The following is a 26,584-nucleotide window of genomic DNA, read 5'->3' as shown; positions in this document are numbered from 1 at the left end:
AAGCCGAGTGTTTCAGCAAGATCAATGGAAGTCGTGGCTGCGGATCGGAATCACGTCCTCGGGCCGCTCCTTGTAGTGGTAGTCGACGCGGCCCTTCTTCCAGCCGGGATCGCCGCGGTCGGGCGCACCGGGGTGGGTGGCGCCGTCGCCGCGCGCGACGAGAGAGGGCAGGTCGATCTCGCCTACCTCGCGCAGCATCCAGGTGAGATCCGTGATGAGATCCGCGACCACGTGGATGACAATGCCTTCCTTCTGCACGCGGCCACGAATGTTGACCATGGCGGAGGACATGACCGTGCGGCGCTGCGCCTCGAACCGATCGGGCCAGAGGATGCCATTGGCGACGCCGGTCTCGTCCTCGATGGTGATGAACAAGACGCCCTTGGCGCTGCCCGGCCGCTGGCGGACGAGGATGATCCCGGCGACGTCCACCAGCGTGCCTTCCTTGATGGTCTTGAGATCACCGCAGCGCACGCAGCGGCGTTCGCCGAGGCGGCCGCGCAGGAAAGTGAGCGGGTGCTGGCGCAGCGTCAGCTGGGTGGCGCGGTAATCCTCCACCACCTCTCGCCCCGCCGTAAGCGCGCGCAGGTGGACCGGCTCCTCCTTCGTCTCGATCGCGGCGAGCAGGGGAAGCGGTGTGTCACCCAGGCCACGGATCGCCCACAAGGCCTGGCGGCGGTCCAGCCCCATACCGGCGAAGGCGTCGGCCTTGGCGAGCTTCTCCAGCGTGGCGAGCGGCACGCCCGAGCGGCGCCATACGTCCTCCACCGAGGTGAAGGGGCGGATGGCGCGCGCGGCGATGATCTTGCCGGCGTCCGCGGCGGCGAGGCCGTGAACAATGCGCAGGCCGAGCCGGAGGGGATGGAAGGGTGTGAGCGGTGCGGCTTTCTCCCTCTCCCCTCCGGGGAGAGGGCAGGGGAGAGGGGCTGTGCTGGGTGACTCAGCGGGTGCAGTGGTTGGGGCTTGTGACTGCCCCTCTCCCCGACCCTCTCCCCGATCCTCTCCTCGGATGGGAGAGGGAGAAGGACGGTGCCTTCCCCTGAAAGGGAGGGGCTTTGCTTCTAGCAGCGCCGTATCCCAGTCGCTCGTCATCACGCACACCGGCAGCACCTCCACGCCATGCGCGCGCGCGTCGCGGACGATCTGCGCCGGGGCGTAGAAGCCCATCGGCTGGGCGTTGAGCAAAGCCGCGCAGAACACATCCGCGTGGTGGCATTTCATCCATGACGAGGCGTAGGCGATCTTGGCGAAGCTCGCCGCGTGGCTTTCGGGAAAGCCGTAGCTGCCAAAGCCCTCGATCTGCTTCACCAGCCGCTCGGCGAATTCCAGCGCGATCCCGTTGGCGCGCATGCCGTTGATCAGCTTGTCGCGGAATTCGCCCACGCCCCCGGTCATCTTGAACGTCGCCATCGCGCGGCGCAGCAGGTCCGCCTCGCCCGGCGTGAAGCCAGCGCCGAGAATCGCGACCTGCATTGCCTGTTCCTGGAACAGCGGCACGCCAAGCGTCTTCTGGAGCACATGCTTCAGCTTCGGGCTGGGATATTCGATCCTGGCCTGATCCGCCTTCGATAGCGCGCGGCGCTTCAGATACGGGTGCACCATGTCTCCCTGGATCGGTCCGGGACGGACGATCGCGACCTGAATGGCGAGATCGTAGAATTCGACCGGCTTCATCCGCGGCAGCATGCTCATCTGCGCCCGGCTCTCGATCTGGAATACGCCCAGCGTGTCGGCCTGCTGGATCATCGCAAAGGTGGCGGGGTCATCGTCCTGCAACGCGTCGCTCGCCATCGTCATCGCGAGGCTCTTGTGCTCGGCGAGCAGGTCGAACGCGCGGCGCATGCAGCCGAGCATGCCGAGACCCAGGATGTCGACCTTCATGAAGCCGAGATGCTCGATATCCTCCTTTTCCCATTCGATGACGTGACGATCGACCATCGCGGCGGGTTCGATCGGCACCAGATCGTGCAGCGGATCGCGCGTCAGCACGAAGCCGCCGGGATGCTGCGATAGATGGCGCGGGGTGCCGATCAGCTCCTTGGCGAGTTCAAGTGCCAGCGCGAGGCGCGGCTCGCCCGCGTCGAGGTTGAGCGCCTCGACATGGCTGTCGGGCACGCCCTCGTTGGACCAGCCCCATACCTGTCCGGCGAGCGCGCTCGTCATGTCCTCGGGAAGCCCCAGCACCTTGCCCACCTCGCGGATCGCGCCGCGCGTGCGGAAACGGCTGACCACCGCGGTCAGCGCGGCATGATCACGGCCATAGGTCTCATAGATCCACTGGATCACTTCCTCGCGCCGCTCATGCTCGAAATCGATGTCGATATCGGGCGGCTCGCGGCGTTCCTCCGACACGAAGCGCTCGAACAGGAGCTGATGCTTGATCGGGTCGATCGAGGTGATGCCGAGAACGAAGCAGATTACCGAATTGGCGGCCGAGCCGCGGCCCTGGCACAGGATGTCGATCGAACGCGCGTAGCTGACGATCGAGTTCACCGTGAGGAAGTACGGCGCATAGCCCATCTTCGCGACGAGCGTCAGTTCGTGTTCGAGCTGTTTGGCATAAGCGTCGGGCGGGGCGCCGCCGAAGCGCTGCGCCAGCGCATTGCGCGACAGGCGCTCCAGCCCGTCCTGCGCCGTGCGGCCGGTCATGATGATCTCGTCGGGATATTGGTAATCAAGGTCCTTGAGCGAAAAGGTGCAGCGCTCCACGATCGCCTCCACCGCGGCGAGCGCCTGCGGGTAATCGGAGAAGCGGCGCGCCATCTCCGCCGGGGGCTGGAGGTGGCGATCGGCATGACGCTCCCGCCGAAAGCCGAGTTCGTCGATGGTGCATTTCTCTCGGATCGCGGTGACGACGTCCTGCAGCATGCGCCTGTCGGGCGAATGGTACAGCACGTCGCCGGTGACGAGCGGGGTCAGGCCATGCGCTTCGGCAGCCTCAGCTGTGCCGTGCCAGCGGCGGCGCTCGCCCGGACGGCGCCATGGCGTGAGGCACACATGGCCGCGGTTGCCGAAGATGTCGGCCGTGGCGGCGAGCGCGGTCGGATCGGCGCCGTCGCGGCCCGGCACCAGGGCCGCGACGAGGCCGGCGGCATGCGCGGCAACATCCTCCCAGTGGAGAAAGCATCGACCCTTCTCGCCATGCTGCGTGTCGGCGCGCGACTTGCCGAGCGTGAGCAGGCGGGTGAGCCGGCTCCAGGCGGCGCGATCCTCCGGCCAGACCAGCAGCGATTCCCCTGTGACGAGATCGAGCCGGCAACCGGGGATCGAGCGGATGTGGAGGCCGTTCTTCTTTTCCAGCTGCTCGCACGCGAACAGCGCGCGCACCACGCCGGCGACCGAGTTGCGATCGACCACGCCGAGCGCCGGCATCCCCATCACCGCGGCGGTGGCGAACAATTCTTCGCACGATGACGCGCCGCGCAGGAAGGAGAAGTGCGTGGTGACCTGAAGCTCGCTGTACGTCATCGCGTGCTTCCACGCCGATCACGCGAATGTGCCATGGATGTACCAGCTCAGATCGCCCGTATCGGCGCGCACTCCGTCGCCACGGCGGAACAGCCAGAAGCGGCGACCCTCGGCATCCTCGACCCGGAAGTAATCGCGTACCGCGTCGCGCTCGCCCGAACGGCGCCACCATTCGCCGGTGACGCGTTCTGGCCCGTCGGCGTGGGTCACGATATGCGGGCGGCCGCGCCATGCGAAGCGATAGGGCGCGCGATCGGGTAGCTCGGCGAGCACCTGATCGAGCGGCTCGGGGCGGCGCAGCAAGCGCGCGGGGCGGGGCCAGCGGGGATGCCAGGGGTGATCGGGCGTGCGCGTGTCGAGCCGGCGCACGTCGTCTCGCTTCAGTCGCATCGCCTCCTGCGACACCGGGTCGAGCGGCGCGTGGGGCACTACCGAGCGCTCGGGCACGTCGCTTTCGACCGGCTGCTGGCGCCATATACGCGCGGGTCCGATGCGGTTGGCGAGCGTGTCGATCAGCGGGGCGAGATCGGGTGCCTGCTTCTCCGCCAGTGCCGCCCCGAGCGTCTCCGGGCCGAGCGGATCGGCGCGGACGAGATAGAGGGTCAGCGCGTCGAGGCCGTAGCCGACCTCAACCTCCTCGATGCGGCGGGTGATGAGGCGCAGGATATGTGCCGGCTCGCGGCTGGCGCGGGCGAGGCCGACGCGGATCACCTGATCCGTCGAATCCACGCGCGCGGCGACAAAGGCGAGCGCGCGCGCACCGATTCCCGCCTTTGCCAGTTCGGCGGCGAGATCGTCGACGAGACCGGCGAGCCAATGGCCGATCGCTTCCGCCGTAGCGATCGGTTCGGCGAAGCGGCGGGTGACGGCGATCGGTTGTGCCGGAATGACGGGCGTGAGCGGCTCGGGCGCGGCGCCGGTCGCCTGGTCCAGCCGCTGCGCAATGGCCTTGCCGAAGCGGCGGACAAGCGGCGCGCGCGGCATCGCCATGAGCTCACCGATCGTGTCGACGCCGAGCCGGGCGAGCAACTCGCGCGCGGCATCGTCGAGGCGGAGCGCGGCGACGGATAGCGGGGCAAGTGCCGCGCAATGCGCGCCGGACGGGATGATCGCCGCCTGCGCGCGCTGGCGGGCAAAGGCCCAGGCGGCGCCGGCAGTATCGGCGATCGCCACCTGCGCGGTGATGCCGAGCCGGGCGAGGAGGCGCAGCAGGCGGCGTGCCATCCGCGCCTCGCCGCCATGGAGGTGCGACGTGCCGGTAATGTCGAGGAACAGGCCATCGCTGTCGGACAGCGCTACGACCGGACACCAGCGGCGGGCGAGCGCGGTGGCGAGCCGTTCGAGATCGGCGCGGTCGCCCACGGGATCGGCGTCGCGCACGTCGAGATCGGGCACGGCGGCGCGCGCCTGCGTCAGCGCGGTGCCGGGGCTGAGGCCGAGCGCCTGTGCTTCGGGTGAGACAGCGGCGATCTCGATGCGGCTGGAAATCTTGTGAACGGTGACGAGGGGCGAAATTTCTCGAACATCGCGCTTATGAATGTTTGTTGTGTGAGAATTTGAAGGGCGGCTGAGGGCCCTTTCCTGCGTTCCCACTGAGCCTGTCGAAGTGCGGGCCCGGGGCGCAGCGTTTGGGGCACGTCCTTCGACTGGCTCAGGACGAACGGATTGGGGTTCGCACACCCGCGCGACCATGCCGCCCAGCGTGCGGCCGGTGTCGAAAAAGGCGGCGACGCCGGGCACCTGCGCACCGGCGTCGTTGGAGCCGCAGCGGGCGTATTTGTCGGGATGCGGGCCTTCACCGGGGTAGCGGACCGACGGCATCGCATTCCAGCGCGCCAGCGCAGCGGCGGCGCGGTCGTCGGCATTGGGATCGAGGCCGTCGAAGCCGCGCCAGCGCTTGCTGGGCACGTCCTCGGGATCGGGGCGGACGGGCAGCGTCGTGCGCACCGGGCGCGTGCCCTCGTCAGGCGGCATGGCCTTGAAGGGATTGTCGGCAGCCTCGCTGCGGCGGCCCATCTCGCGCATTGGCGGACGCTGGTGTTCGGGCATCGCCTCGATCCGGCGCGCGACATCCTCGCGCGTCGATTGCGACCATGGTTTTTCGGCTTGGGGTTCCGGCGCAGCCGCGTCCGACCGCGCCCAGCGCGCGCCGGGGCGCCAGCCGGTGTTCTTGGGCGCGTCGCACTGCAGCACCTGCTCCTCCGCCACGGCGGCGGCGAGCGGGGCGATGTCGAGGGGGGACCCCGAGTCGGAGCCGGTATCAGGCCGCGGCGGTGCGCGGCGCCGCTCGGCCCGGCGCACGCGATCGATCGCCCAGTGCGGCAGGTAGAGAAAGGCGACCCGTGTCATCGCAGGCCTCCATCAAGGTGGTGAAAGGATCGCCGCCGCGCTGACGTTCGAGCGCGACGGTCCAGCGCGCCCGGCCCATGCCGTGGCGCGAGGGAGCGGAAGGGGCGGAGGTGATCCGCCAGCGGGTGAGCGCGGCGGACGGTGTGCCGAGCGGGTCGGCATCCTCGCGCGGGTGGCGGCGCAGGAGGAGGGCAATGGTGCGCCCGCCCTCCGCGGCGAGCTGGAGACGACGGGTGGCACCCATGGTGGCACGCTTCACCTCGCCGATCACCGCGCCGAGGCCGCGGTGGCGCAGCCCCTCCTCCATCAGCGCGAGCAGCTCGGCATCGTCGCGTGCCTCGGCATAGAGGACGCGCTCGGGCGAGAGGCCGGCCTGGTAGAGACCGGGCGCAAACAGGTCGCGCCGGCGGACAACCCAGAGTATCGGGCCCCAGGCGCGCGCAGCGATTCCGGCGATGAACAGGGTGGCGGCGGCATCGTCGCCCAGGTTCGCGGTGCCGGCGGCAATTTCGTGCAGCGCATCGAGCCGGAGGCCGCCATCGGCGATCCGCTGGTCGAACGAGGGGATGCCGAACGGCAGTGTCTCACGCCGGCGATAACCGTCGCCCTCGATGGCGCGGAGCGTTTCGCGTAGCTCGGCAATGATGGCTGGGGATGACACGGGCACGACTCGATTAAGCTATGTGTTCCTATTTTGTTCCTATTCTCAGCGGAGTCAATCGTGGGACTCGTGAGGGGCAGGGCACCCAGCTCGTCATGCCGGGCTTGTCCCGGCATCCACCGAGCCGCGCACCTTTTAGCGATCCAATTTGCGGCACCCTGGACTCCGGCACAAGGCCGGGGTGACGGATGCGGCGCGGCGTGCGCTACCGTTTCCCCCGCTACGTATCCCGGCCGCCGTGCCGGGATCCAGGGTGCCGCGAACTCATCGGCTTCAGTGTCGCGGAACCTTGGATCCCGGCGCAAGGCCGGGATGACGAGGCGTAGATTGTGATGTCCGGGTCTATGCTGCACGTTCGGTTTGCGGATGGCTGGACCGGCACAGGGCTGGGGTGACGAAGCTGGTGAGGTGACTGCGGAACTCTGCAATCAGCCGCTCTCCCGTAACATAGTTGCGTGCAAATTACGTTGCGCCGCCTTGAAATTTTATAACAACGAAGCGATGATGGCGCTAGCGCGTTTAAGACGCGTCATCATACCGGAGAGACCATGGCGGACGCCGCCCGCAGCAACCTGAAACCGCTCGCGCTGCATGTGCCCGAGCCCAAGTTCCGCCCCGGCGACACGGTGGATTTCGCCGATGTCGACATCCCGGCGGCCGGCGCGGCGCCGCGGCCCGATACCGCCGCCGATGCGCGCGGATTCACCGATCTCGCCTATACGATGGTGCGCGTGCTCGGCGACGACAATCGCGCGGTGGGGCCGTGGGATCCCAAGCTCTCGCCCGACACGCTGCGCCGCATGCTGCGCCACATGGCGATGGTGCGCGCGTTCGACGAGCGCATGTTCCGCGCGCAGCGGCAGGGCAAGACGAGCTTCTACATGAAGTCGCTGGGCGAGGAGGCGGTGGCGGTGCCGCAGGCCTATGCGCTGGATGCCGACGACATGTGCTTCCCGTCGTATCGCCAGCAGGGGCTGCTGATCGCGCGCGGCTGCCCGCTGGTCGACATGATGAACCAGATCTATTCCAACTCGGGCGACAAGCTGCAGGGCAAGCAGCTGCCGATCATGTATTCGGAGAAGCGCTTCGGCTTCTTCTCGATCTCGGGCAATCTGACGACGCAATATCCGCAGGCGGTGGGCTGGGCGATGGCCTCTGCGTCGAAGGGCGACACGCGGATCGCGGCAACCTGGTGCGGCGAGGGCTCGACCGCGGAGGGGGATTTCCACTCCGCGCTGACCTTCGCCACCGTCTATCGCGCGCCGGTGATCTTCAACGTCGTCAACAACCAATGGGCGATCTCCAGCTTCTCGGGCTTCGCCGGGGCGGAGGCGACGACCTTTGCCGCGCGCGCGATCGGCTATGGGATCGCGGGCCTCAGGGTCGACGGGAATGACGCGCTGGCCGTCTATGCGGCGACTTTATGGGCGGCCGAGCGGGCGCGGACCAACCAGGGGCCGACGCTGATCGAGCATTTCACCTATCGCGCCGAGGGACACTCCACATCGGACGATCCGTCGCAATATCGCTCGGCCGGCGAGCCGACAGCATGGCCGCTGGGCGATCCGATCCGGCGGTTGAAGGATCACCTGATCACCATCGGCGAGTGGGACGAGGAGCGGCAGGCGGCGATGGATCGCGAGGTCGCCGACGAGGTGAAGGCGGCGCAGAAGGAGGCCGAGAAGAACGGCATTCTCGGGCATGGGCTGCATCAGCCGCTCGATACCTTGTTCGACGGGGTGTTCGAGGAAATGCCGTGGCATTTGCGCGAGCAGCGCCAGCAGATGATCGACGAAGAGACCGAGAGCGGGCGACCGTGGGATCGGAAGTGAGCCTCGCTTCGCCCTCTCCCCTGGAAAGGGGAGAGGGTTGCGCAGACTTGGCAGCTCGCTGCCTAGTCGTAGCTGGGAGAGGGGTCGGGCGAGCTGCAGGCTCGCGCGCCGCGTGGCGGCGCCCACCCCTCTCCCAACCTCCGCTAGGCGGCTGCGCCGCCAAGCTCCGGTATCCCTCTCCCCTCCTTCGGAGTGGCGAGGGCAGGAAAGTCATATGACCGACGTGATTGAAGAACAGCAGGCCACTACCGCCCGCATGAACATGATCCAGGCGATCAACTCCGCCATGGACGTGATGATGGATCGCGACCCCGGCGTCGTGGTGATGGGCGAGGATGTCGGCTATTTTGGCGGCGTGTTCCGCGCCACCGCCGGGCTGCAGGCGAAATATGGCAAGACGCGCGTGTTCGATACGCCGATTACCGAGATCGGAATCATCGGCGTGTCGATCGGCATGGGCGCATACGGCCTGCGCCCGGTGCCGGAGATCCAGTTCGCCGATTACATCTATCCGGCGCTTGACCAGCTGGTCAGCGAAGCGGCGCGATTGCGCTATCGCTCGGATGGGGAGTTCACCGCGCCGATTACCGTGCGATCGCCGTTTGGCGGTGGCATCTTCGGCGGGCAGACGCATTCGCAGTCGCCCGAGGGCATCTTCACCCATGTCTCCGGGCTGAAGACGGTGATCCCGTCGACGCCCTATGATGCCAAGGGGCTGCTGATCGCGTCCATCGAGGACAACGATCCCGTGATCTTCTTCGAGCCAAAGCGCATCTACAACGGGCCGTTCAACGGCCATTGGGATCGCCCGGCGGCCAACTGGTCCAAGCATCCCGCCGGCGAGGTGCCGACGGGCTATTACAAGATCCCGCTCGGCAAGGCGGCGGTGGTGCGCGCGGGCGAGGCGGTGACGATGCTCGCTTATGGCACGATGGTGCACGTCTGCGCCCAGGTCGTGGAGGATACCGGCGTCGATGCCGAGATTATCGACCTGCGCACGCTCGTGCCGCTCGATATCGAGACGATCGAGGAAAGCGTGAAGAAGACCGGGCGCTGCCTGATCGTCCATGAGGCGACGCGCACCGGCGGGTTCGGCGCGGAGCTGTCGGCATTGGTGCAGGAGCGGTGCTTCTATCACCTGGAAGCGCCGGTCGAGCGCGTGACCGGCTTCGACACGCCGTATCCGCACAGCCTGGAATGGGCGTATTTTCCCGGCCCCGTGCGCATCGGCATGGCGCTGAAGAAGATCCTCAGGGACTGATGGTTCCCTAGGGGCAAACGCCCACCCACCCCGTTCGTCCCGAGCGAAGTCGAGGGACGGGGTTCGCGAGACCGGTGTCTCGACTTCGCTCGACACGAACGGAAACAAGAACAATGGCGCGTTTTACCTTCAAGCTGCCGGATATCGGCGAAGGCATTGCCGAGGCGGAAATCGTCGGCTGGCACGTCAAGGTCGGCGACCGGGTCGAGGAAGACCAGAATATCGCCGACATGATGACCGACAAGGCAACCGTCGAAATGGAATCCCCGGTGTCCGGGACGGTGGTGGAGCTGGCCGGAGAGGTTGGCGACCAGGTGGCGATCGGCGCGATGCTGGTGGTGATCGAGACCGAGGGTGAGGTGTCGGCTGAGGCTGACCCCGCGGAGAGGCTCGGCGGCGAGGATGAGGCCGAGGCGTTCGAGGCGGAGAACCCGGGGGTCGAGGAGGTGGTGGAAACTCCCTCTCCCCTCGGGAGAGAGGGCAGGGGAGAGGGGCAGTCAGAGGCGGCAGGCGTTGGCGCTTCGATTACGCCCGACACTGCCCCTCTCCCCGACCCTCTCCCCGCAAGCGGGGAGAGGGAGAAGGCAGTGCTCGCTTCCCCCGCCGTCCGTGCGCGGGCGAAAGATCTGGGGGTCGATCTCGCCCAGGTGAAGATCGCCGAGGGCGACCGCATCCGCCACGCGGATCTCGACGCTTATCTGCGCTACGCGGGCGGGCAGGGCTATCACGCCCCCCACGCCAGCCGCGCCCGTGAGGACGAGCAGGTTCGTGTCATCGGCATGCGCCGCCGCATCGCCGAGAACATGGCCGCGTCGAAGCGCCACATTCCGCATTTCACCTATGTCGACGAGATCGACGTTACCGCGCTGGAGGACATGCGCGCGGACCTGAACGACAATCGCGGGCAGCGGCCGAAGCTCACCATGCTGCCGTTCCTGATCGTCGCGATTTGCCGCACCTTGCCGCAATTTCCGATGCTCAACGCGCGCTATGACGACGAGGCGGGCGTGGTGACGCGATCGGGCCGTGTGCATCTCGGCATGGCGGCGCAGACCGATGCCGGGCTGACCGTGCCGGTGATCCGCGACGCGCAGGACAAGAATGTGTGGCAGCTCGCCAGCGAGATCGGGCGGCTGGCGGAGGCCGCGCGCACGCAGAAGTTGAAGCCCGAGGAGCTCGGGGGCGGCACGATCACCGTCACGTCGCTCGGCCCGCTGGGCGGCATCGCAACGACGCCGGTGATCAACCGGCCGGAGGTGGCGATCATCGGGCCGAACAAGATCGTCGAGCGGCCGGTGTTCCGGGGCGACGACATCGTTCGCGCGAAGCTGATGAACCTGTCGATCAGCTGCGATCATCGCGTCGTCGATGGCTGGGATGCGGCGAGCTATGTCCAGGCGGTGAAGAAGCTGCTCGAGACGCCCGTGCTGTTGTTCGCCGACTGATGCTGGTGTCCTGATGCTTCCGGCCATCGTCCTGTCCGTCACGATCGATCGGCCGTGGCGCGAGGTTTATGAGGCGTTCTGGCGGCCGGCCGATTTCCAGCGCTGGGCATCCGGATTGAGCGAGTTCGCGCTTCGTCAGGATGGCGGTTCGTGGGTCGGTGAAGGTGCGGAGGGCGGGATGCGGGTCTATTTCACGCCGCACAATGCGTTTGGCGTGATGGACCATCGCGTCATCCCTGACGGGATGGCGGAGGTGCATGTTCCCTTGCGCGTCATCGCCAATGGCGCGGGCGCGGAGGTGCAGCTGACGCTGTTCCGCCAGCCGGACATGGATGACGAGGCGTTCGCACGCGACCGGCGCTGGATCCGGAGCGATCTGGCCAGGCTGAAGGCGCTGGCCGAGCGGGGCTGATTTTGGCGATCACCCCGGTGCCGGGCCGGGGTGATCGACCGCGCTACACCCGGCGGCCGGTGAAGAGCTGCACCAGCCCGACGATCAGCGCGATCACCAGCAGGATGTGGATCAGGCCGCCTGCGATGTTCAGGCTGAACCCCAGCAGCCACAGGATCAACAGGATGATCGCGATCGTCCACAACATGCCACTTCCTTCCCTTTACCTGCAAAATGAACGATAGCGTCCCCCTCCCGTTCCGACTGGCAGCAACAATTTGCAACATTCGAGCGAACCGGTGATCGTGCGCCGGCTGGGCCCGGCGGACCTCGACGCGATGCGGCGGCTCAACCTGCTGTTCCATGCCGCATTCGACCACGCGGCCGACTATGTCGCGGCGCCGCCGGACGATCGCTATCTCGCCGCGCAGCTTGCCAGGCCGCATGTCTTCGCACTGGTGGCGGAGCAGGGCGCGATGATCGTCGGCGGGCTGGTCGCCTATCTCCTCGACAAACTCGAGCGGGCGCGGGCGGAAGCCTATATCTATGACCTGGCAGTAGCCGAATCGCATCGGCGGCGCGGCGTTGCCACGGCGCTGATCGATGCGCTGCGGCCGCTGGTGCGGGACGCGGGCGGGTATGTGATCTTCGTCCAGGCCGATTACGGCGATGATCCGGCCGTGGCGCTTTATACCAAGCTCGGCACGCGCGAGGACGTGATGCATTTCGACATTGCGGTGGAGGATGAGACGCGGACCACGCCGGGCGTGGCGACAGGATCGGGCCGCGACTGAATATCGTTGCCCCGCCGTATGCTAAGGGATTGCTCCGGTGGCGGTCTCGTTCTATATCGGCTGTGCTTTCTCTTACATCGCCAGATGCAAGGGGTCGCGGGGCAGGGCTCCGCGGCGGCAAAAACCTGTGTGTATGTGGAGCCCCGATGGCGGAAATCACCGCGCTGACCCAGTTGATCGAAACCGAAGCCAAGGCGCTCGGCTTCGACCTCGTGCGTGTCGCGCTGTTCGGCAAGGGCGATGACCGCACGCTGCAGGTGATGGCGGAGCGGCCCGATACGCGGCAGCTGACGATCGACGATTGCGCCGATCTGTCACGCCGCATCTCCGACGTGCTCGACGTGCTGGAGGCGGAGGGTCGCGATCCGATCGAGGGCGCGTACCGTCTGGAAGTGTCGAGCCCTGGCATCGATCGCCCGCTGACCCGCCTGTCCGACTATGCCGACTGGACCGGGCATGAGGCGAAGCTGACGCTGGACGCGCCGCTTGACGGCCAGAAGCAGTTCCGCGGCGAGATCGTCGGTGTGGAAGGCGAGGCAATCGCCATCCGTAATCGTACCGGTACAATCGCCAACGTGCCCTTCGCGCGTATTACCGATGCGAAGCTGGTGCTGACCGACAAATTGATCGCTGCAACCGTCCCGCTCTCCATCGAGGGCGCGGAAGAAGAAGAAATCGAAGCAGAGGAAACCGAGTAATGGCTACCGGCGTCACCGCGAACCGTGCGGAACTGATCGCGATCGCCAACAGCGTCGCCAGCGAGAAGATGATCGACAAGGCCATCGTCATCGAGGCGATGGAAGATGCGATCCAGCGTGCGGCGCGCACCCGCTACGGCCAGGAAATGGATATCCGCGCGAAGCTGGATCCGAACAACGGCGATCTTCGCCTGTGGCGCGTGGTGGAAGTGGTCGAGCAGGTCGACGACATCTACAAGCAGGTTGACGTGAAGGGCGCGCAGAAGCTGCAGGCGGGCGCCGGCGTCGGCGACTTCCTGGTCGATCCGCTGCCGCCGATCGAATTCGGTCGCATCCAGGCGCAGGCTGCCAAGCAGACCATCTTCCAGAAGGTCCGCGATGCCGAGCGCGAGCGCCAGTATGAGGAATTCAAGGACCGCGCCGGCGAGATCATCACCGGCGTCGTGAAGCGCGTCGAATTTGGCCATATCGTCGTCGATCTGGGCCGCGCCGAGGGCGTAATCCGCCGCGACGCGCAGATCCCGCGCGAAGTGGTGCGCGTGAACGACCGCATCCGCTCGCTGATCCTCAAGGTCGTGCGCGAGAACCGCGGCCCGCAGATCTTCCTCAGCCGCGCGCACCCGGACTTCATGAAGAAGCTGTTCGCGCAGGAAGTGCCCGAGATCTACGACGGCATCATCGAGATCAAGGCTGCCGCCCGTGATCCGGGCTCGCGCGCGAAGATCGGCGTGATCAGCCACGATTCCTCGATCGACCCGGTCGGCGCCTGCGTCGGCATGAAGGGCAGCCGCGTGCAGGCCGTCGTGCAGGAAATGCAGGGCGAGAAGATCGATATCATTCCCTGGTCGCCCGACACCGCCACCTTTGTCGTCAACGCGCTGCAGCCGGCGAACGTCAGCCGCGTGCTGATCGACGAGGAAGAGGATCGGATCGAGGTGGTCGTTCCTGACGATCAGCTGAGCCTCGCCATCGGTCGTCGCGGCCAGAACGTCCGCCTCGCCTCGCAGCTGACGGCGAAGGCGATCGACATCATGACCGAGACCGACTCCAGCGAGAAGCGCCAGCAGGAGTTCGTTCAGCGGTCCGAGATGTTCCAGAACGAGCTGGACGTGGACGAGACGCTGGCACAGCTGCTGGTGGCCGAGGGCTTCACCGAGCTGGAAGAGGTCGCCTATGTCGAGCTGGACGAGCTGGCGGCGATCGAGGGCTTCGACGACGATCTGGCGCAGGAGCTGCAGAGCCGCGCTGCCGAGGCGATCGACCGCCGCGAGCAGGCCAATCGCGACGAGCGCCGTTCGCTGGGCGTCGAGGATGCGGTGGCGGAGCTGCCGCACCTGACGGAAGCGATGCTGGTGACGCTCGGCAAGGCGGGCCTGAAGACGCTGGACGATATCGCCGATCTCGCCACGGACGAGCTGATCGAGAAGAAGCGCGCCGAGCCGCGCCGCCGCAACGAGGACGCACCGCGTCGTCCGGAGCACAAGGGCGGCGTATTGGGCGAATATGGTCTCACCGAAGAGCAGGGCAACGAGATCATCATGGCTGCCCGCGCGCATTGGTTCGAGGATGAAGACGGCGGCGAAGGCCAGACGGCGGAGGGCGCCGAGGCCTGATGCCGTTCGTATCGATCAGGATCGCAGGCTCCGCATCGAAGGAGCAGAAGGCGGGGATCGTGGCTGACGTCACGTCCTCGCTGGTCACGCGGCTGGGCAAGAACCCGGCGGCGGTGCAGGTCGTGATCGAGGAGGTTTCGACGGAGAATTACGGTGCCGGTGGCGTGCTGATCGTTGATCGGGACGCACGAAAGGCATCGCCGAGCGAGGGAGACGCGCATGCGGGTTCCTCGCAATGATCGGCTAGCGTCGCTTCGGCAGCTTGGGGTTGGGTGCTCCCGTCGGGTGACGGGGGATGGTTTGGTGCGCACATCGCGTCATGCCGACCTTGTGCCGAGTCGTAATCAGGACGGTGGTCGGCTGGCCCATGCGCGCGTCATCCCGGACTTGCTCCGGGATCCAACTATCCGCAGGCGCTGCCGTTCACCCCTCCAGTCACAGCGTACGTGGCGGCATGGATCCCGGATCAAGTCCGGGATGACGGTGTCTGCGGCGGGTAGGTCTTGTGCAGCTACAGAGGGTGTCTTGTCTTCACCCACGGAGCGGCGGCAGGCCGATCGCTGGACCAAGATCGTGCCAAAGCGGGTTGTCTCGCTCGATCAGCTCGATCTTCCAGTCGCGGCGCCAGCGTTTGAGGCGCTTTTCGGACATGATCGCTGCGGCCATCGTGTCGGCCGTATCGTACCAAACGAGTCGCTTGACCTCGTGGCGATCAGTGAAGCCTCCAAACGTACCTTCGCGATGCTGAATGATGCGACCGAGCAGGTTGGATGTCACGCCGACGTACAGCGTGCCCAAATAGCCGCTGGCCATCATGTACACGCACGGTTGCCTGTCCCCCATGCTGCAGTGTGTGCGGCACGTTGGACCCCGGCTCAAGGCCGTGGTGACGACAGTCCGCGTGACGTTCTTGTGGAAGGAGCCGGCGCATGAGCGATCCCATCCGCACCTGCATCCTTTCCCGCGAGGAGGCGCCGCGTGACGGCCTTGTCCGTCTGGTCCTGTCGCCGGACGGCCGCATCCTGCCCGATGTGCGCGCCAAGGCGCCGGGGCGGGGCGCCTGGATCGGCGTTGATGCGGCGGAGCTCGCCAAGGCGCAGGCGAAGGGCAAGCTCCGCGGCGCGCTTGCGCGGGCGTTCAAGACCGGGGAGTTCACTGTGCCGGACGATCTGCCGGCGCTGATCGCATCGGCGCTGGAGCGCAATGCGCTTGACCGGCTGGGGCTGGAGGCGCGGGCGGGCACGGTGCTGACCGGTTCGGACAGGATCGAGGAGGCGGCCCGATCGGGGCGTCTCAAGGCGCTGTACCATGCGGCCGATGCGGCCGAGGACGGGCGGCGCAAGCTCGCCCAGGCCTGGCGCGTCGGCTCCGATCGGGAAGGTAGTGATCTGGGGGGCTTGGTTCTGCCGATACCACGCCCCATATTGTCGATGGCGCTGGGCCGCGAAAACGTGGTACATATCGGCGTCACCGACCGCATGGCGGCCGGCAGGTTGGGCGAAGCGCTCGATCGCTGGCGCCGTTTTATCGGCCCCGACCCTGAAGGAGCCCATCAAAGCCAGTCTTTGATGAGCGACCTGATTGCCGCACCTTGCGCAACGGCCGCGCAAGGCGCATCGGCGCCCGATCTTTCCGGGCACGAACCGGCCGTGACGACACACGAGGAATTTGAGTGAGCGAGACCGACAACGATAAGCCGAAACTTGGCATGCGCGCACCATTGGGTGTTCGGCGCACGGTCGAGACCGGCAAGGTGAAGCAGAGCTTCAGCCACGGCCGCTCCAATACGGTGATCGTGGAGACGAAGAAGGCGCGCACGTTCCGCAAGCCGGGCGAGGCGGCCGAGCCGGTCGCCGCGCCGACCGAGGCGCCGGCCCCGGAGGCGGCAGCGCCCGCCCCCGCCGCGCCCGTGCAGCGGCAGGCGCCCCCGCCGCCGCCATCGCGTGCGCCGTCCAACGAGACGCCGCAGGAGCGCGTGGCTCGACTCGCCCGCGAGGCAGAGGAACAGCGCATGCAGGCGCTGGAGGAACTGCGTCGCCGCGAGGAGGCCGAGCGTGCCCGCGCCGCGGAAGACGAGAAGCGTCGCGCCGAGGAGCGCGCGGCGGCTGCTGCCGCTGCCGCGACCCAGCCCGAAGCCGCGCCTGAGCCGGCACCTGAGGCTCAGCCCGCACCCGAGGCGCAGCCTGCGCCCGAACCGACGGCGGAGGCCGCTCCGCCGGCGGCTCCGGCCGAGCCACAGGTCGAGCCCGAAGCCAAGGCCGCACCGGAAGCGCCGGCTCCTGCCGCTGCTCCGGCCGCTCCGGCGCATGAGCCGGAAGTGGTGCGTGCCGCCGCTGCCGTTAGCGAGCCAAAGCGGTCCGCGCCGCCGGCGCCCCGCGCCGCACCGGCTGCGCCCCCGGCCCCGCCCGTGCTGGCGCGCGATCCGTCGCTGCCCGCGCCGCGCCGCTTCTCGCCGGTTGCACGGCCGGAGATCCCCAAGCCGCAGCCCAAGCCCGAGCCGAAGCCCGCACCGGCACCAGCCGCCGCGACCACGGCGAGCAGCAGCGCCGCCCCGCAGCAGCGCAACCTGCCGTCCGGTCAGGCCACGCCGCGCAATGCGCCGCAGCCGGCCCGTCCGCAGCAGCGCGATCGCAAGGGCGACGAGCGCCGCGGCGGCAAGCTGACGGTCAACCGCGCGCTGAACGAGGATGGCGCCCGCGCCCGCTCGCTCGCCGCACTGAAGCGTGCCCGCGAGAAGGAAAAGCGTGGCTGGACCGGCCCGCGCGAGCCGCAGGCCAAGCAGATCCGCGACGTTCAGGTGCCGGAGGCGATCACCGTCCAGGAGCTGGCGAACCGCATGGCGGAGCGCGGCGCTGACCTGGTGAAGGCGCTGTTCAAGATGGGCATGCCCGTCACCATGACGCAGACGATCGATCAGGACACCGCAGAGCTGCTGGTGACCGAGTTCGGCCACAATATCGTGCGCGTCAGCGACAGCGACATCGATCTCGCGCTCGATACGGCGCCGGACAATGATGCGGATCTGAAGCCGCGTCCCCCGGTCGTGACGATCATGGGCCACGTCGACCACGGCAAGACCAGCCTGCTGGACGCGCTGCGCGGCACCGATGTGGTGCGCGGCGAGGCCGGCGGCATCACGCAGCATATCGGCGCCTATCAGGTGACGCTGAAGGACAAGTCGAAGATCACCTTCCTCGACACGCCGGGCCACGAGGCGTTCACCGCCATGCGTGCGCGCGGCGCGGACGTCACGGACATCGTGGTGCTGGTGGTGGCGGCCGACGACGGGCTGATGCCGCAGACGATCGAGGCGATCAACCACACCAAGGCGGCCGGCAAGCCGATGATCGTGGCGATCAACAAGATCGACAAGCACGACGCCAATGCCCAGCGCGTGCGCGAGCGCCTGCTCGAGCATGACGTGCAGGTCGAGGCGATGGGCGGCGAGACGCAGGACGTCGAGGTGTCGGCGCTGAAGAAGACCGGCCTCGACGAGCTGATCGAGAAGATCCAGCTGCAGGCCGAGCTGATGGACCTGAAGGCGAACCCTGACCGCGATGCAGAGGGCAGCGTGATCGAGGCAAAGCTGGACAAGGGCCGCGGCCCGGTCGCGACGGTGCTGGTCACGCGCGGCACGCTGAAGGTCGGCGACGTGTTCGTCGTCGGTGCGGAAAGCGGCAAGGTACGTGCGCTGGTCGACGACAAGGGGCGCCAGCTCAAGCAGGCGGATCCGTCGATGCCGGTCGAGGTGCTCGGCATCTCGGGCACGCCATCGGCGGGCGACCAGCTCCAGGTCGTCGAGAGCGAGGCGCGGGCACGCGAAGTGGCGGAATATCGCCAGGGCGTGCTGACGCAGAAGCGCACCACCGCGGCGCCGGCGAGCCTCGAGAGCATGTTCTCCGCGCTCGCGGCGAACAAGGCGATCGAATATCCGCTGGTGGTCAAGGCCGATACGCAGGGCACCGTGGAGGCGATTGTCGCGTCGCTCAACAAGCTGTCGACCGATGACATCCGCGTGCGCATCCTGCACTCGGCCGTGGGCGGCATCACCGAGAGCGACGTCAATGCGGCGGCAGCAAGCGGGGCGCCGATCATCGGCTTCCACGTGCGTGCCAATGCGAAGGCGCGCGAGATCGCCGATCGGCACCAGGTGGCGTTGAAATATTATGACGTCATCTATGACCTGATCGACGAGATCCGCGCCGGCATGGCGGGCGAGCTTGGGCCGGAAGCGTTCGAGACGGTGGTTGGCCGTGCGGAAATCCGCGAGGTCTTCTCGGCCGGCAAGCACGGCAAGGCCGCCGGTCTGCTGGTGGTCGAGGGTGCGATCCGCAAGGCGCTCAAGGCGCGCATCACGCGCAACGACGTCATCATCTACAATGGCGAGATCGCCTCGCTGCGTCGCTTCAAGGACGATGTGGCCGAGGTCCGCGCGGGTCTGGAGTGCGGCGTGACCTTCACGCAGAACTTCACCGACATCCGCTCGGGCGACTTCCTCGAGACGTTCGAGGTCGAGCTGCGCGAACGCACGTTGTAACAACAATCTCCCTCTCCCCGCTTGCGGGGAGAGGGTAGGGGAGAGGGGCAGTTACGGGCGTCGTGTTCTTACACTGCCCCTCTCCCCAGCCCTCTCCCCGGAGGGGAGAGGGAGCGAAGAAATGAATACCGACCAACCCGAGAAATCCGTTCGCACGCTGCGCGTCGGCGAGCAGGTGCGGCATATCCTGTCGGAGATCCTGCAGCGCGGTGACGTGCATGACGACGTGCTGGCGACGCACATGGTGAGCATCACCGAGGTTCGCATGTCGCCGGATCTACGCCACGCGACAGTGTTCGTGAAGCCGCTGCTGGGGAAGGATGAGGAGGCGGTGCTGAAGGCGCTGCGCACCAACACCGCCTATCTGCAGCGCGAGGTCGCGCACCGGGTGAAGATGAAATATGCCGCGAAGCTCAAGTTCCTGAGCGACGAGAGCTTCGACGAAGGCAGCCATATCGACCAGCTGCTACGATCGCCCACCGTGGCGCGCGATCTGGGCGACGGCGAGGAATAAGCCACGCCGTCATGCCGGCACATGGCCGGCATGACGAAGGCGATCAGGCAGGCCGTCCCGCAAGCCGCGGATCGGCGGCCGCCACACCCGTTGCCAGTACCAGCGCATCCTCGACGAAGCCGGTCGCGGTCTGGCCGTAGCGGCGCAGTGCGGCCATGCGGATGCTCCAGCCGATGTACGAACTGGCCAGCGCCGTCCCCAATGCGATCGCCGCCCCCGTCACACGCTGCCCCTTGGGCGCCACCGCCGCGCCGGCATAGGCGGAGGTGACGCTGCGTACGGCCAGGCCGATCGGCACGATCCGATCCGGCGCCGTCTTCTGCTTGTCGCCCACCATCTCTGCCGCGCTGAAGGCGATGGCGCCCCAGGCGATCAGCGGGTTCTTGAACAATTTGGCGAGCGGCATGTCTTCGTCGATCGCGCCGCGCTGGCCGGCGGTGGCGAGCGCGGCCAAGGGCACGATGCCGCGCTGGCCGGCGGCAAGACCCATGAGGTAGGAACGGAGCATCGGCGAATCCTTCTATGGTTCGCGCGATCAATGGTCGGGCGGCGCTTCGTATCCCCGAATGCGAAAACAGTGGCGCCGCGATCCGCAATTGACGACATCGCGGCATGGCCAAGCTGTATTTCTACTACGCCAGCATGAATGCAGGAAAATCGACCAACCTGCTCCAGGCGGATTTCAACTACCGCGAGCGCGGGATGGAGACGATGCTGTTCACCGCCGCGATCGACGATCGCTTCGCGGCGGGGACGATCACGTCGCGCATCGGCCTGTCGGCGCCGGCGACGATGTTCGACCCTGCCACCAACATCGCCGCCTGCGTGCTGGACCGCCATGCGGAGGCGACGGTCGCCTGCGTGCTGGTCGACGAGGCGCAGTTCCTGACGAGTGACCAGGTTGATCAACTGGCGCGGCTGGCCGACAGCGATGGCATCCCGGTGCTGTGCTACGGCCTGCGCACCGATTTCCGCGGCGCGCTGTTCGAGGGATCGGCGCGGCTGCTCGCGCTGGCGGATTCGCTGATCGAGATAAAGTCGGTGTGCGCCTGCGGGCGCAAGGCGACGATGAACCTTCGTGTGGATGCCGACGGACGCCCGGTGGCGGTGGGTGCGCAGACGGAGATCGGGGGCAACGATCTTTATGTGGCGCTGTGCCGGCGGCATTTCGTGGCGGCGCTGGAGCGGGGTGTGGTGCCGGTGTGAAGCGGGGGCGCGCCGGGCTCGTTCCTTGACTTCGCTCGGGACGACGCGGGAGGCGCCCGCATTCACGTCATCCCGGACTTGATCCGGATCCATCCGCCCACGCGCGCTGCCGCTCGACCCATGAAGGACAGCGATCGCGGCGCCATGGATCCCGGATCAAGTCCGGGATGACGGTTGGGTTTGGCGCATGCGCTAACTGGCCACCCTTCCGTCCGCTCTGAGCCTGTCGAAGCCTGTCCTGAGCGACTGCCGCAGGCAGGCGATCGAAGGGGGCGTGCCAAAGGCCCCGCCGCTGCTTGGCCCGTGCTTCGATAGGCTCAGCGAAAACGAGATGGGGTGCCACGCCCAGAGGCGCTGGCGCTCCTCCGCACGCCCCCCTATCTCGCGCATCATGACCCCCGATAACCCCATCTACGCCGCCGCGGTGTGGATCATCCCGCTCATCATCGCGATCGTGTTCCATGAGGTAGCGCATGGCCTGATGGCGCGCGCGCTTGGCGATCCGACTGCCGCACAGCTGAAGCGGCTGTCGTTCAATCCTTTGCGGCATGTCGATCCCGTCGGCACGGTGATCCTGCCGCTGGGCCTGGCGCTCGCCAAGGCGCCGGTGTTCGGTTGGGCGAAGCCGGTGCCGGTCGATCACCGGCGGTTGCGCAATCCGCGCTGGGGGATGGTGGCGGTGGCGCTGGCCGGTCCGGGGATGAACTTCGCGCTGGCGGCAGTCGCCGCCGTGGCGATCGGGCTGGGGTTCGGGAGCATGGAGGGGCCGCCGCAGGGCGCCGCCGCCTTCGTGCTGGCGAACCTCGTCAATTTCCTGCTGATCAACATCTTCCTGGCCGTCTTCAACCTCTTGCCAATCCCGCCGTTCGATGGCGGGCATGTGGTGCAGGGCGTGCTGCCGCGGCGCCTCGCGGCGGAATGGGCGAAGCTGGCGCGGTTCGGCTTTCCGCTCGTCATCATCCTGCTGGTGGTGGTGCCGATGATCTGGCCGCAGGCGAGCGTGGTCGCGAAGCTGGTCGGGCCACCGGCCGATTGGCTGGTGAGCCAGTATCTCGCCTTTGCGCAGGTATTCGCGTGAACGGCTGGCTGATCCTCGACAAGCCGCTGGGGCTGGGTTCGACGCAGGGAGTAAGCGCGGTGAAGCGCGGCCTGCGCGAGGGCGGCTACGGCAAGGCGAAGGTGGGTCACGGGGGGACGCTGGACCCGCTGGCGTCGGGGGTGCTGCCGGTGGCGCTCGGTGAGGCGACCAAGCTCGCGGGGCGGATGCTCGACAGCGACAAGGTGTATGATTTCACCATCCGCTTCGGGGTCGAGACCGATACGCTGGATGCCGAGGGGAAGGTGATCGCACAGAGCGACGTGCGGCCGTCGCTTGCCGAGGTGGAAGCGGTGCTGGCGCGGTTCACCGGTGCGATCGAGCAGATGCCGCCCGCTTATTCGGCGCTGAAGGTGGATGGGCAGCGGGCGTATGATCTGGCGCGCGCGGGCGAGGAGGTGGTGCTCAAGAGCCGCAGCGTCACGGTGTTTGCTCTTCATTCCTCCCCGGAACGGGGAGGGGGACCGGCGCAGCCGGTGGAGGGGCTGGTGCGCGGAACCGTTCCGCCAGGCCAGCCCCTCCACCACTCGCCTTCGGCGAGCGGCGCCCCTCCCCGTTCCGGGGAGGATTTGGTGGACAACGTCACCCTCACCGCGCATGTCTCCAAGGGCACCTACATCCGCTCCCTTGCGCGCGACATCGCGCTTGCCCTTGGAACGGTCGGCCACGTCACCTATCTCAGGCGGACGAAGGCGGGCCCGTTTGACCTTTCCCACGCGATATCGCTGGACAAATTGGGCGAAGCCGCTAAGGCGCGCACCCTTGAACACCTACTCCTGCCGCTGAGGGCGGGGCTGGACGACATCCCGGCTCTATCCCTCACCCCCGACCAGGCAGGGGCGCTCCGTCAGGGGCGCGTTCTGGCCGGGATTGCTGCTGACGATGGCCAGTATTTCGCCTGCCTGCACGATGTGCCGGTGGCGCTGGTCGAAATGGTGAACCGGGAGGTTCGCGTCGTCCGTGGCTTCAACCTCTGAGAAGATGTCGAAGGAAAATACATGTCGATCACTGCGGAACGCCGCCAGGAACTCATCAAGGATCACGCCCGCGCCGAAGGCGACACCGGTTCGCCGGAAGTCCAGGTCGCGATCCTGACCGAGCGGATCCGGAACCTGACCGAGCATTTCAAGGGCCACGCCAAGGACAACCATTCGCGTCGCGGCCTGCTGATGATGGTCAACAAGCGTCGTTCGCTTCTCGACTATCTCCGCAAGAAGGACGGGGATCGCTACCTCGCCCTCATCGCGAAGCTCGGTCTTCGCAAGTAAACACGGAAGGGCGCCCTTGCGGCGCCCTTCTCGCATATGCGCTTCGCCTGTCGCGAGCGCGCAACGCCAGGGGGCAATAAGGCCAACTGGCACGAGCCAAGACTGGCTCAAGCAGGCCCCGGCTGCATAGGGCGGCCGGAGTGAAGGAAATCACATGTTCGACAAGAAAACGGTAAGCATCGAGTGGGGCGGAAAGACCCTGACGCTCGAAACGGGCAAGGTTGCCCGCCAGGCTGACGGCGCGGTCATCGCGACGCTCGGCGAAACGGTGGTGCTGTGCGCCGTCACCGCCGCCAAGACGGTCAAGGAAGGGCAGGACTTCTTCCCGCTCACCGTGCACTATCAGGAAAAGTTCTCCGCCGCCGGCCGTATCCCGGGCGGCTTCTTCAAGCGTGAGCGTGGCGCGACCGAGAAGGAGACGCTGGTTTCCCGCCTGATCGATCGCCCGATCCGCCCGCTGTTCCCGGAAGGCTTCTACAACGAGATCAACGCCATCGCTCAGGTGCTGAGCTATGACGGCGAGAACGAGCCCGACATCCTCTCGATGGTCGCCGCGTCCGCAGCGCTGACGATTTCGGGCGTGCCGTTCATGGGCCCGATCGGCGCCGCGCGCGTCGGTTATGTCGATGGCGAGTACATCCTGAACCCGACCGACAAGCAGGTCGAAGAGGGTCAGCTCGACCTGGTCGTCGCCGCCACCTACGACGCGGTGATGATGGTCGAATCCGAAGCCAAGGAGCTGTCGGAAGAGATCATGCTGGGCGCCGTGCTGTTTGCGCACGACGCCTGCCGCGAGATCGTCAAGGCGATCGTCAAGCTCGCCGAGCAGGCCGCCAAGGATCCGTGGGAGCTGGCGCCGGTCGACGACAAGTCGGCGACCATGAAGAAGCTCGACAAGGCGATCGGCAAGGACATCGCCGCCGCCTACAAGCTGACCGACAAGCAGCAGCGCCAGAACGCGCTGAACGAGGCGCGCGCCAAGGCGCGCGAGGCGTTCGCTGACCTGAAGGAAAGCGATCCCGCCCAGTATCTCGGCACGCTGAAGCTGGTGAAGAAGCTGGAGGCGAACATCGTCCGTCAGGCGATCCTGAAGGACGGCAAGCGCATCGACGGCCGCACCACCACGCAGATCCGCCCGATCGAAGCGGAAACGCACTTCCTGCCGCGTGCGCATGGCTCGGCACTGTTCACGCGCGGCGAGACGCAGACGATCGCCACGGCGACGCTCGGCACGCGCGATGCGGAGCAGATGATCGATGGTCTGAACGGCCTGTCGTACCAGCACTTCATGCTGCACTATAACTTCCCGCCCTATTCGGTCGGCGAAGTGGGCCGCTTCGGCGCGCCGGGCCGCCGCGAAGTCGGCCATGGCAAGCTGGCGTGGCGTGCGCTGCACCCGGTGCTGCCGACCAAGGAGGACTTCCCCTACACGATCCGCCTGACCAGCGACATCACCGAGTCGAACGGCTCGTCGTCGATGGCGTCGGTGTGCGGCGGGTCGCTGGCGCTGATGGATGCCGGCGTGCCGATCGCGCGCCCGGTGTCGGGCATCGCCATGGGCCTGATCCTGGAAGGCAAGGATTTTGCGATCCTGTCCGACATCCTGGGTGACGAAGATCACCTCGGCGACATGGACTTCAAGGTGGCGGGCACGTCCGAAGGCATCACCACGATGCAGATGGACATCAAGATCGCCGGCATCACCAAGGAGATCTTCGAAGCCGCGCTGAACCAGGCCAAGGAAGGCCGCGCGCACATCCTGGGCGAGATGAACAAGGCGCTGGGCGAAACCCGCACCGAGCTCTCGGCCCATGCCCCGCGTATCGAGACGATGCAGATCGACAAGTCGAAGATCCGCGACGTCATCGGCACCGGCGGCAAGGTGATCCGCGAGATCGTCGCCACCACCGGCGCGAAGGTCGACATCGACGACGAGGGCGTGATCAAGATCAGCTCGTCCGATCACTCGCAGATCGAGGCCGCGATCAACTGGATCAAGGGCATCGTCGAAGAGGCCGAGGTCGGCAAGATCTACACCGGCAAGGTCGTCAACATCGTCGATTTCGGTGCGTTCGTGAACTTCATGGGCGGCAAGGACGGCCTCGTCCACGTCTCCGAGATGAAGAACGAGCGCGTCGAGAAGCCAGGCGACGTCGTGTCCGAAGGCCAGGAAGTGAAGGTCAAGGTCCTCGAGATCGATCCGCGCGGCAAGGTTCGCCTGTCGATGCGCGTCGTCGACCAGGAGACCGGCGCCGAGCTGGAGGACACCCGTCCGGCACGCGAACCGCGTGAGCCGCGCGGTGATCGCGGCGATCGTGGTCCGCGCCGCGAGGGCGGTGGCGATCGTGGTGGCCGTGGCGGCGACCGTGGTGGCGATCGCGGTCCGCGTCGGGACCGCGGCCCGCGCCGCGAGCGTTCGGAAGGCGGCAACGGCGGTGGCAACGATGCCAATGACGATCGGGGCCCCGCGCCCGAGTTCGCCCCGGCGTTCCTGACGAACGACCGCGATCGCGACTAAGCGATCCTTTGCCTTCGGGTGATACAGGAAGGGCCCCGGCAGCGATGCCGGGGCCCTTTCTTGTTTGGGGCGGGCGCTTCTTCCGCGCCGTTCGTGCTCAGCGAAGCCGCGGCGCAGCAGCGCAGGTGTTTGGGGGATGTCTCTCGACGTCGCTCGGACGAACAAGCGGCGGAACAGAAAGACCGCCGCCCAACCCGTTCGTGCTGAGCTTGTCGAAGCACGTGCCTCAAGCGCCGACGCGCGTGACACGCCCTTCGACAGGCTCCGGGCGAACGGGAGTGGGAGTGGCGGACACCCAAACGCAGCTCACCCCGGCCCCGTGCCGGTATTCCGCTGCCTTCTCCAGCGGGAGGGAGGTAGCGGGACGCCGAAACGGGACCGGGGCGACGAATTACCCGAATGGGTGTGCCGCTCAGGCGGCGGGCTTCGCCTTATCGATGGTAACCGCAACGCGGTTCGAGATCGGCTGAGCGATTTCGCCGGCCAGCTTCAGCGCCGCTTCGGTCGAGCGCGAGGTCTGCGCGACAAAGGCGTCGAACGACGAACGCGCGAAGTCGCTCTGCAGCTGGAACAGCTCCGTCGGCGACTTGATCGCGGCCATCGAGCGGAACATGCCGGTGGCGCTCTCGTACGAGCTCTTCATGTAGGTCGCCGCGTCCTGGCCCATCTGTTCGAAGCCGCGGGCCGCGATCTTGGACGATTCAACAATCGCCTCGACGTTGCTCTTGGTGAATGCGTTCATGTCCTCGAACGCCTTGGCGCCCTGCTCCATCTGGGTCTTGGCGCGCTCGTTTGCCTGCGCAAACATCGCCTTTGTCTGTTCGGTCACCGACTGAAATGCTTCAACCATCGTCCGTTCCTTCGCGCTGCTGCGGACCGCCCCTAGGGGGCGCTCACGATTGGCGGTCTCGTGCGGGATGATGCCGGCCGCCT

The 26,584-nt window shown here is 67.1% G+C and carries 23 protein-coding genes; 16 read left to right on the top strand and 7 right to left on the bottom strand.

Annotation, left to right across the window (positions count from 1 at the left end):
* Nucleotides 1-21: 21 nt before the first annotated feature.
* The 3 genes from BMX36_RS11665 to BMX36_RS11655 are packed head-to-tail and all read right to left on the bottom strand — an operon-like array spanning nucleotide 22 to nucleotide 6,478.
* Nucleotides 22-3,468: an error-prone DNA polymerase gene (locus BMX36_RS11665; RefSeq protein WP_093065725.1), complete on the bottom strand. Its 3,447-nt coding sequence runs from the start codon at nucleotides 3,466-3,468 to the stop codon at nucleotides 22-24.
* 18 nt (nucleotides 3,469-3,486) lie between these two features.
* Nucleotides 3,487-5,817, bottom strand: a complete 2,331-nt coding sequence (locus BMX36_RS11660) for a DNA polymerase Y family protein (RefSeq protein WP_256210777.1) — start codon at nucleotides 5,815-5,817, stop codon at nucleotides 3,487-3,489.
* The gene (locus BMX36_RS11655; protein ID WP_197420677.1) at nucleotides 5,729-6,478 is read right to left on the bottom strand and encodes an ImuA family protein; all 750 of its coding nucleotides are present in this window, start codon (nucleotides 6,476-6,478) and stop codon (nucleotides 5,729-5,731) included. The genes BMX36_RS11660 and BMX36_RS11655 overlap by 89 nt, the downstream gene beginning before the upstream one ends.
* 548 nt (nucleotides 6,479-7,026) lie before the next feature.
* On the opposite strand from BMX36_RS11655, the gene BMX36_RS11650 reads away from it, so the two are divergent.
* From BMX36_RS11650 to BMX36_RS11635, 4 genes are all read left to right on the top strand, one after another.
* Entirely contained in the window at nucleotides 7,027-8,310 is a 1,284-nt protein-coding gene (locus tag BMX36_RS11650) for a 3-methyl-2-oxobutanoate dehydrogenase (2-methylpropanoyl-transferring) subunit alpha (protein WP_066781829.1), read from the top strand.
* 256 nt (nucleotides 8,311-8,566) lie between these two features.
* The gene (locus BMX36_RS11645; RefSeq protein WP_093066343.1) at nucleotides 8,567-9,571 is read left to right on the top strand and encodes an alpha-ketoacid dehydrogenase subunit beta; all 1,005 of its coding nucleotides are present in this window, start codon (nucleotides 8,567-8,569) and stop codon (nucleotides 9,569-9,571) included.
* Nucleotides 9,572-9,684: 113 nt separating this feature from the next.
* A complete protein-coding gene (locus BMX36_RS11640) occupies nucleotides 9,685-11,016 on the top strand; it encodes a dihydrolipoamide acetyltransferase family protein (RefSeq protein ID WP_093065723.1) in 1,332 nt (443 codons plus the stop codon).
* Nucleotides 11,017-11,029: 13 nt separating this feature from the next.
* Entirely contained in the window at nucleotides 11,030-11,428 is a 399-nt protein-coding gene (locus BMX36_RS11635; protein ID WP_093065721.1) for an SRPBCC family protein, read from the top strand.
* Between the two features lie 43 nt (nucleotides 11,429-11,471).
* On the opposite strand, the gene BMX36_RS21330 is transcribed toward BMX36_RS11635, so the two are convergent.
* Entirely contained in the window at nucleotides 11,472-11,615 is a 144-nt protein-coding gene (locus BMX36_RS21330) for a lmo0937 family membrane protein (protein ID WP_143058562.1), read from the bottom strand.
* Nucleotides 11,616-11,706: 91 nt separating this feature from the next.
* Here BMX36_RS21330 and BMX36_RS11630 point away from each other — a divergent pair, with 91 nt between their 5' ends.
* The 4 genes from BMX36_RS11630 (at nucleotide 11,707) to BMX36_RS11615 (ending at nucleotide 14,751) form a co-directional block, all read left to right on the top strand.
* Complete coding sequence (locus BMX36_RS11630) at nucleotides 11,707-12,201, top strand: AAC(3)-I family aminoglycoside N-acetyltransferase (RefSeq protein ID WP_093065719.1); 495 nt, start codon at nucleotides 11,707-11,709, stop codon at nucleotides 12,199-12,201.
* A gap of 146 nt (nucleotides 12,202-12,347) precedes the next feature.
* Nucleotides 12,348-12,899, top strand: coding sequence for a ribosome maturation protein RimP (rimP, locus tag BMX36_RS11625; RefSeq protein ID WP_093065717.1), 552 nt, complete (start codon nucleotides 12,348-12,350; stop codon nucleotides 12,897-12,899).
* Complete coding sequence (gene nusA, locus BMX36_RS11620; RefSeq protein WP_066781833.1) at nucleotides 12,899-14,512, top strand: transcription termination factor NusA; 1,614 nt, start codon at nucleotides 12,899-12,901, stop codon at nucleotides 14,510-14,512. Before rimP ends, nusA begins: the two co-directional genes overlap by 1 nt.
* Nucleotides 14,512-14,751: a tautomerase family protein gene (locus BMX36_RS11615; protein WP_093065715.1), complete on the top strand. Its 240-nt coding sequence runs from the start codon at nucleotides 14,512-14,514 to the stop codon at nucleotides 14,749-14,751. The genes nusA and BMX36_RS11615 overlap by 1 nt, the downstream gene beginning before the upstream one ends.
* A 292-nt stretch (nucleotides 14,752-15,043) precedes the next feature.
* Here the strand turns inward: BMX36_RS11615 and BMX36_RS11610 are convergent, their stop codons facing one another.
* Nucleotides 15,044-15,328, bottom strand: coding sequence for a GIY-YIG nuclease family protein (locus BMX36_RS11610; protein ID WP_256210807.1), 285 nt, complete (start codon nucleotides 15,326-15,328; stop codon nucleotides 15,044-15,046).
* A gap of 113 nt (nucleotides 15,329-15,441) precedes the next feature.
* On the opposite strand from BMX36_RS11610, the gene BMX36_RS11605 reads away from it, so the two are divergent.
* The 3 genes from BMX36_RS11605 to rbfA all read left to right on the top strand — a co-directional run bounded on the left by BMX36_RS11605 (nucleotide 15,442) and on the right by rbfA (nucleotide 19,563).
* Nucleotides 15,442-16,188: a DUF448 domain-containing protein gene (locus BMX36_RS11605; protein WP_093065711.1), complete on the top strand. Its 747-nt coding sequence runs from the start codon at nucleotides 15,442-15,444 to the stop codon at nucleotides 16,186-16,188.
* Nucleotides 16,185-19,049: a translation initiation factor IF-2 gene (gene infB, locus BMX36_RS11600; RefSeq protein ID WP_093065709.1), complete on the top strand. Its 2,865-nt coding sequence runs from the start codon at nucleotides 16,185-16,187 to the stop codon at nucleotides 19,047-19,049. The genes BMX36_RS11605 and infB overlap by 4 nt, the downstream gene beginning before the upstream one ends.
* 121 nt (nucleotides 19,050-19,170) lie before the next feature.
* On the top strand, nucleotides 19,171-19,563 hold the full coding sequence (rbfA, locus tag BMX36_RS11595) for a 30S ribosome-binding factor RbfA (protein WP_066778665.1): 393 nt from the start codon (nucleotides 19,171-19,173) through the stop codon (nucleotides 19,561-19,563).
* Nucleotides 19,564-19,606: 43 nt separating this feature from the next.
* Here the strand turns inward: rbfA and BMX36_RS11590 are convergent, their stop codons facing one another.
* Nucleotides 19,607-20,071, bottom strand: coding sequence for a hypothetical protein (locus tag BMX36_RS11590; RefSeq protein ID WP_066778667.1), 465 nt, complete (start codon nucleotides 20,069-20,071; stop codon nucleotides 19,607-19,609).
* Nucleotides 20,072-20,175: 104 nt separating this feature from the next.
* On the opposite strand from BMX36_RS11590, the gene BMX36_RS11585 reads away from it, so the two are divergent.
* The 5 genes from BMX36_RS11585 to pnp all read left to right on the top strand — a co-directional run bounded on the left by BMX36_RS11585 (nucleotide 20,176) and on the right by pnp (nucleotide 25,651).
* Complete coding sequence (locus BMX36_RS11585; protein WP_066778686.1) at nucleotides 20,176-20,769, top strand: thymidine kinase; 594 nt, start codon at nucleotides 20,176-20,178, stop codon at nucleotides 20,767-20,769.
* A 391-nt stretch (nucleotides 20,770-21,160) separates the two neighbouring features.
* On the top strand, nucleotides 21,161-21,847 hold the full coding sequence (locus tag BMX36_RS11575) for a site-2 protease family protein (RefSeq protein ID WP_066778671.1): 687 nt from the start codon (nucleotides 21,161-21,163) through the stop codon (nucleotides 21,845-21,847).
* The gene (truB, locus tag BMX36_RS11570; RefSeq protein ID WP_256210776.1) at nucleotides 21,844-22,842 is read left to right on the top strand and encodes a tRNA pseudouridine(55) synthase TruB; all 999 of its coding nucleotides are present in this window, start codon (nucleotides 21,844-21,846) and stop codon (nucleotides 22,840-22,842) included. Before BMX36_RS11575 ends, truB begins: the two co-directional genes overlap by 4 nt.
* Before the next feature lie 21 nt (nucleotides 22,843-22,863).
* Nucleotides 22,864-23,133 (top strand): 30S ribosomal protein S15, encoded by a 270-nt coding sequence (rpsO, locus tag BMX36_RS11565; RefSeq protein WP_046409695.1) that lies wholly within the window; start codon nucleotides 22,864-22,866, stop codon nucleotides 23,131-23,133.
* Between the two features lie 154 nt (nucleotides 23,134-23,287).
* On the top strand, nucleotides 23,288-25,651 hold the full coding sequence (gene pnp, locus BMX36_RS11560) for a polyribonucleotide nucleotidyltransferase (RefSeq protein WP_093065703.1): 2,364 nt from the start codon (nucleotides 23,288-23,290) through the stop codon (nucleotides 25,649-25,651).
* A gap of 412 nt (nucleotides 25,652-26,063) precedes the next feature.
* Here the strand turns inward: pnp and BMX36_RS11555 are convergent, their stop codons facing one another.
* Complete coding sequence (locus BMX36_RS11555) at nucleotides 26,064-26,501, bottom strand: phasin family protein (RefSeq protein ID WP_066778677.1); 438 nt, start codon at nucleotides 26,499-26,501, stop codon at nucleotides 26,064-26,066.
* Between the last annotated feature and the right edge of the window lie 83 nt (nucleotides 26,502-26,584).

The organism is Sphingomonas sp. OV641 (assembly GCF_900109205.1).
In the GTDB taxonomy this organism is placed as follows: Bacteria; Pseudomonadota; Alphaproteobacteria; order Sphingomonadales; family Sphingomonadaceae; genus Sphingomonas.
This window is presented reverse-complemented; position numbering and strand designations above follow the sequence as displayed.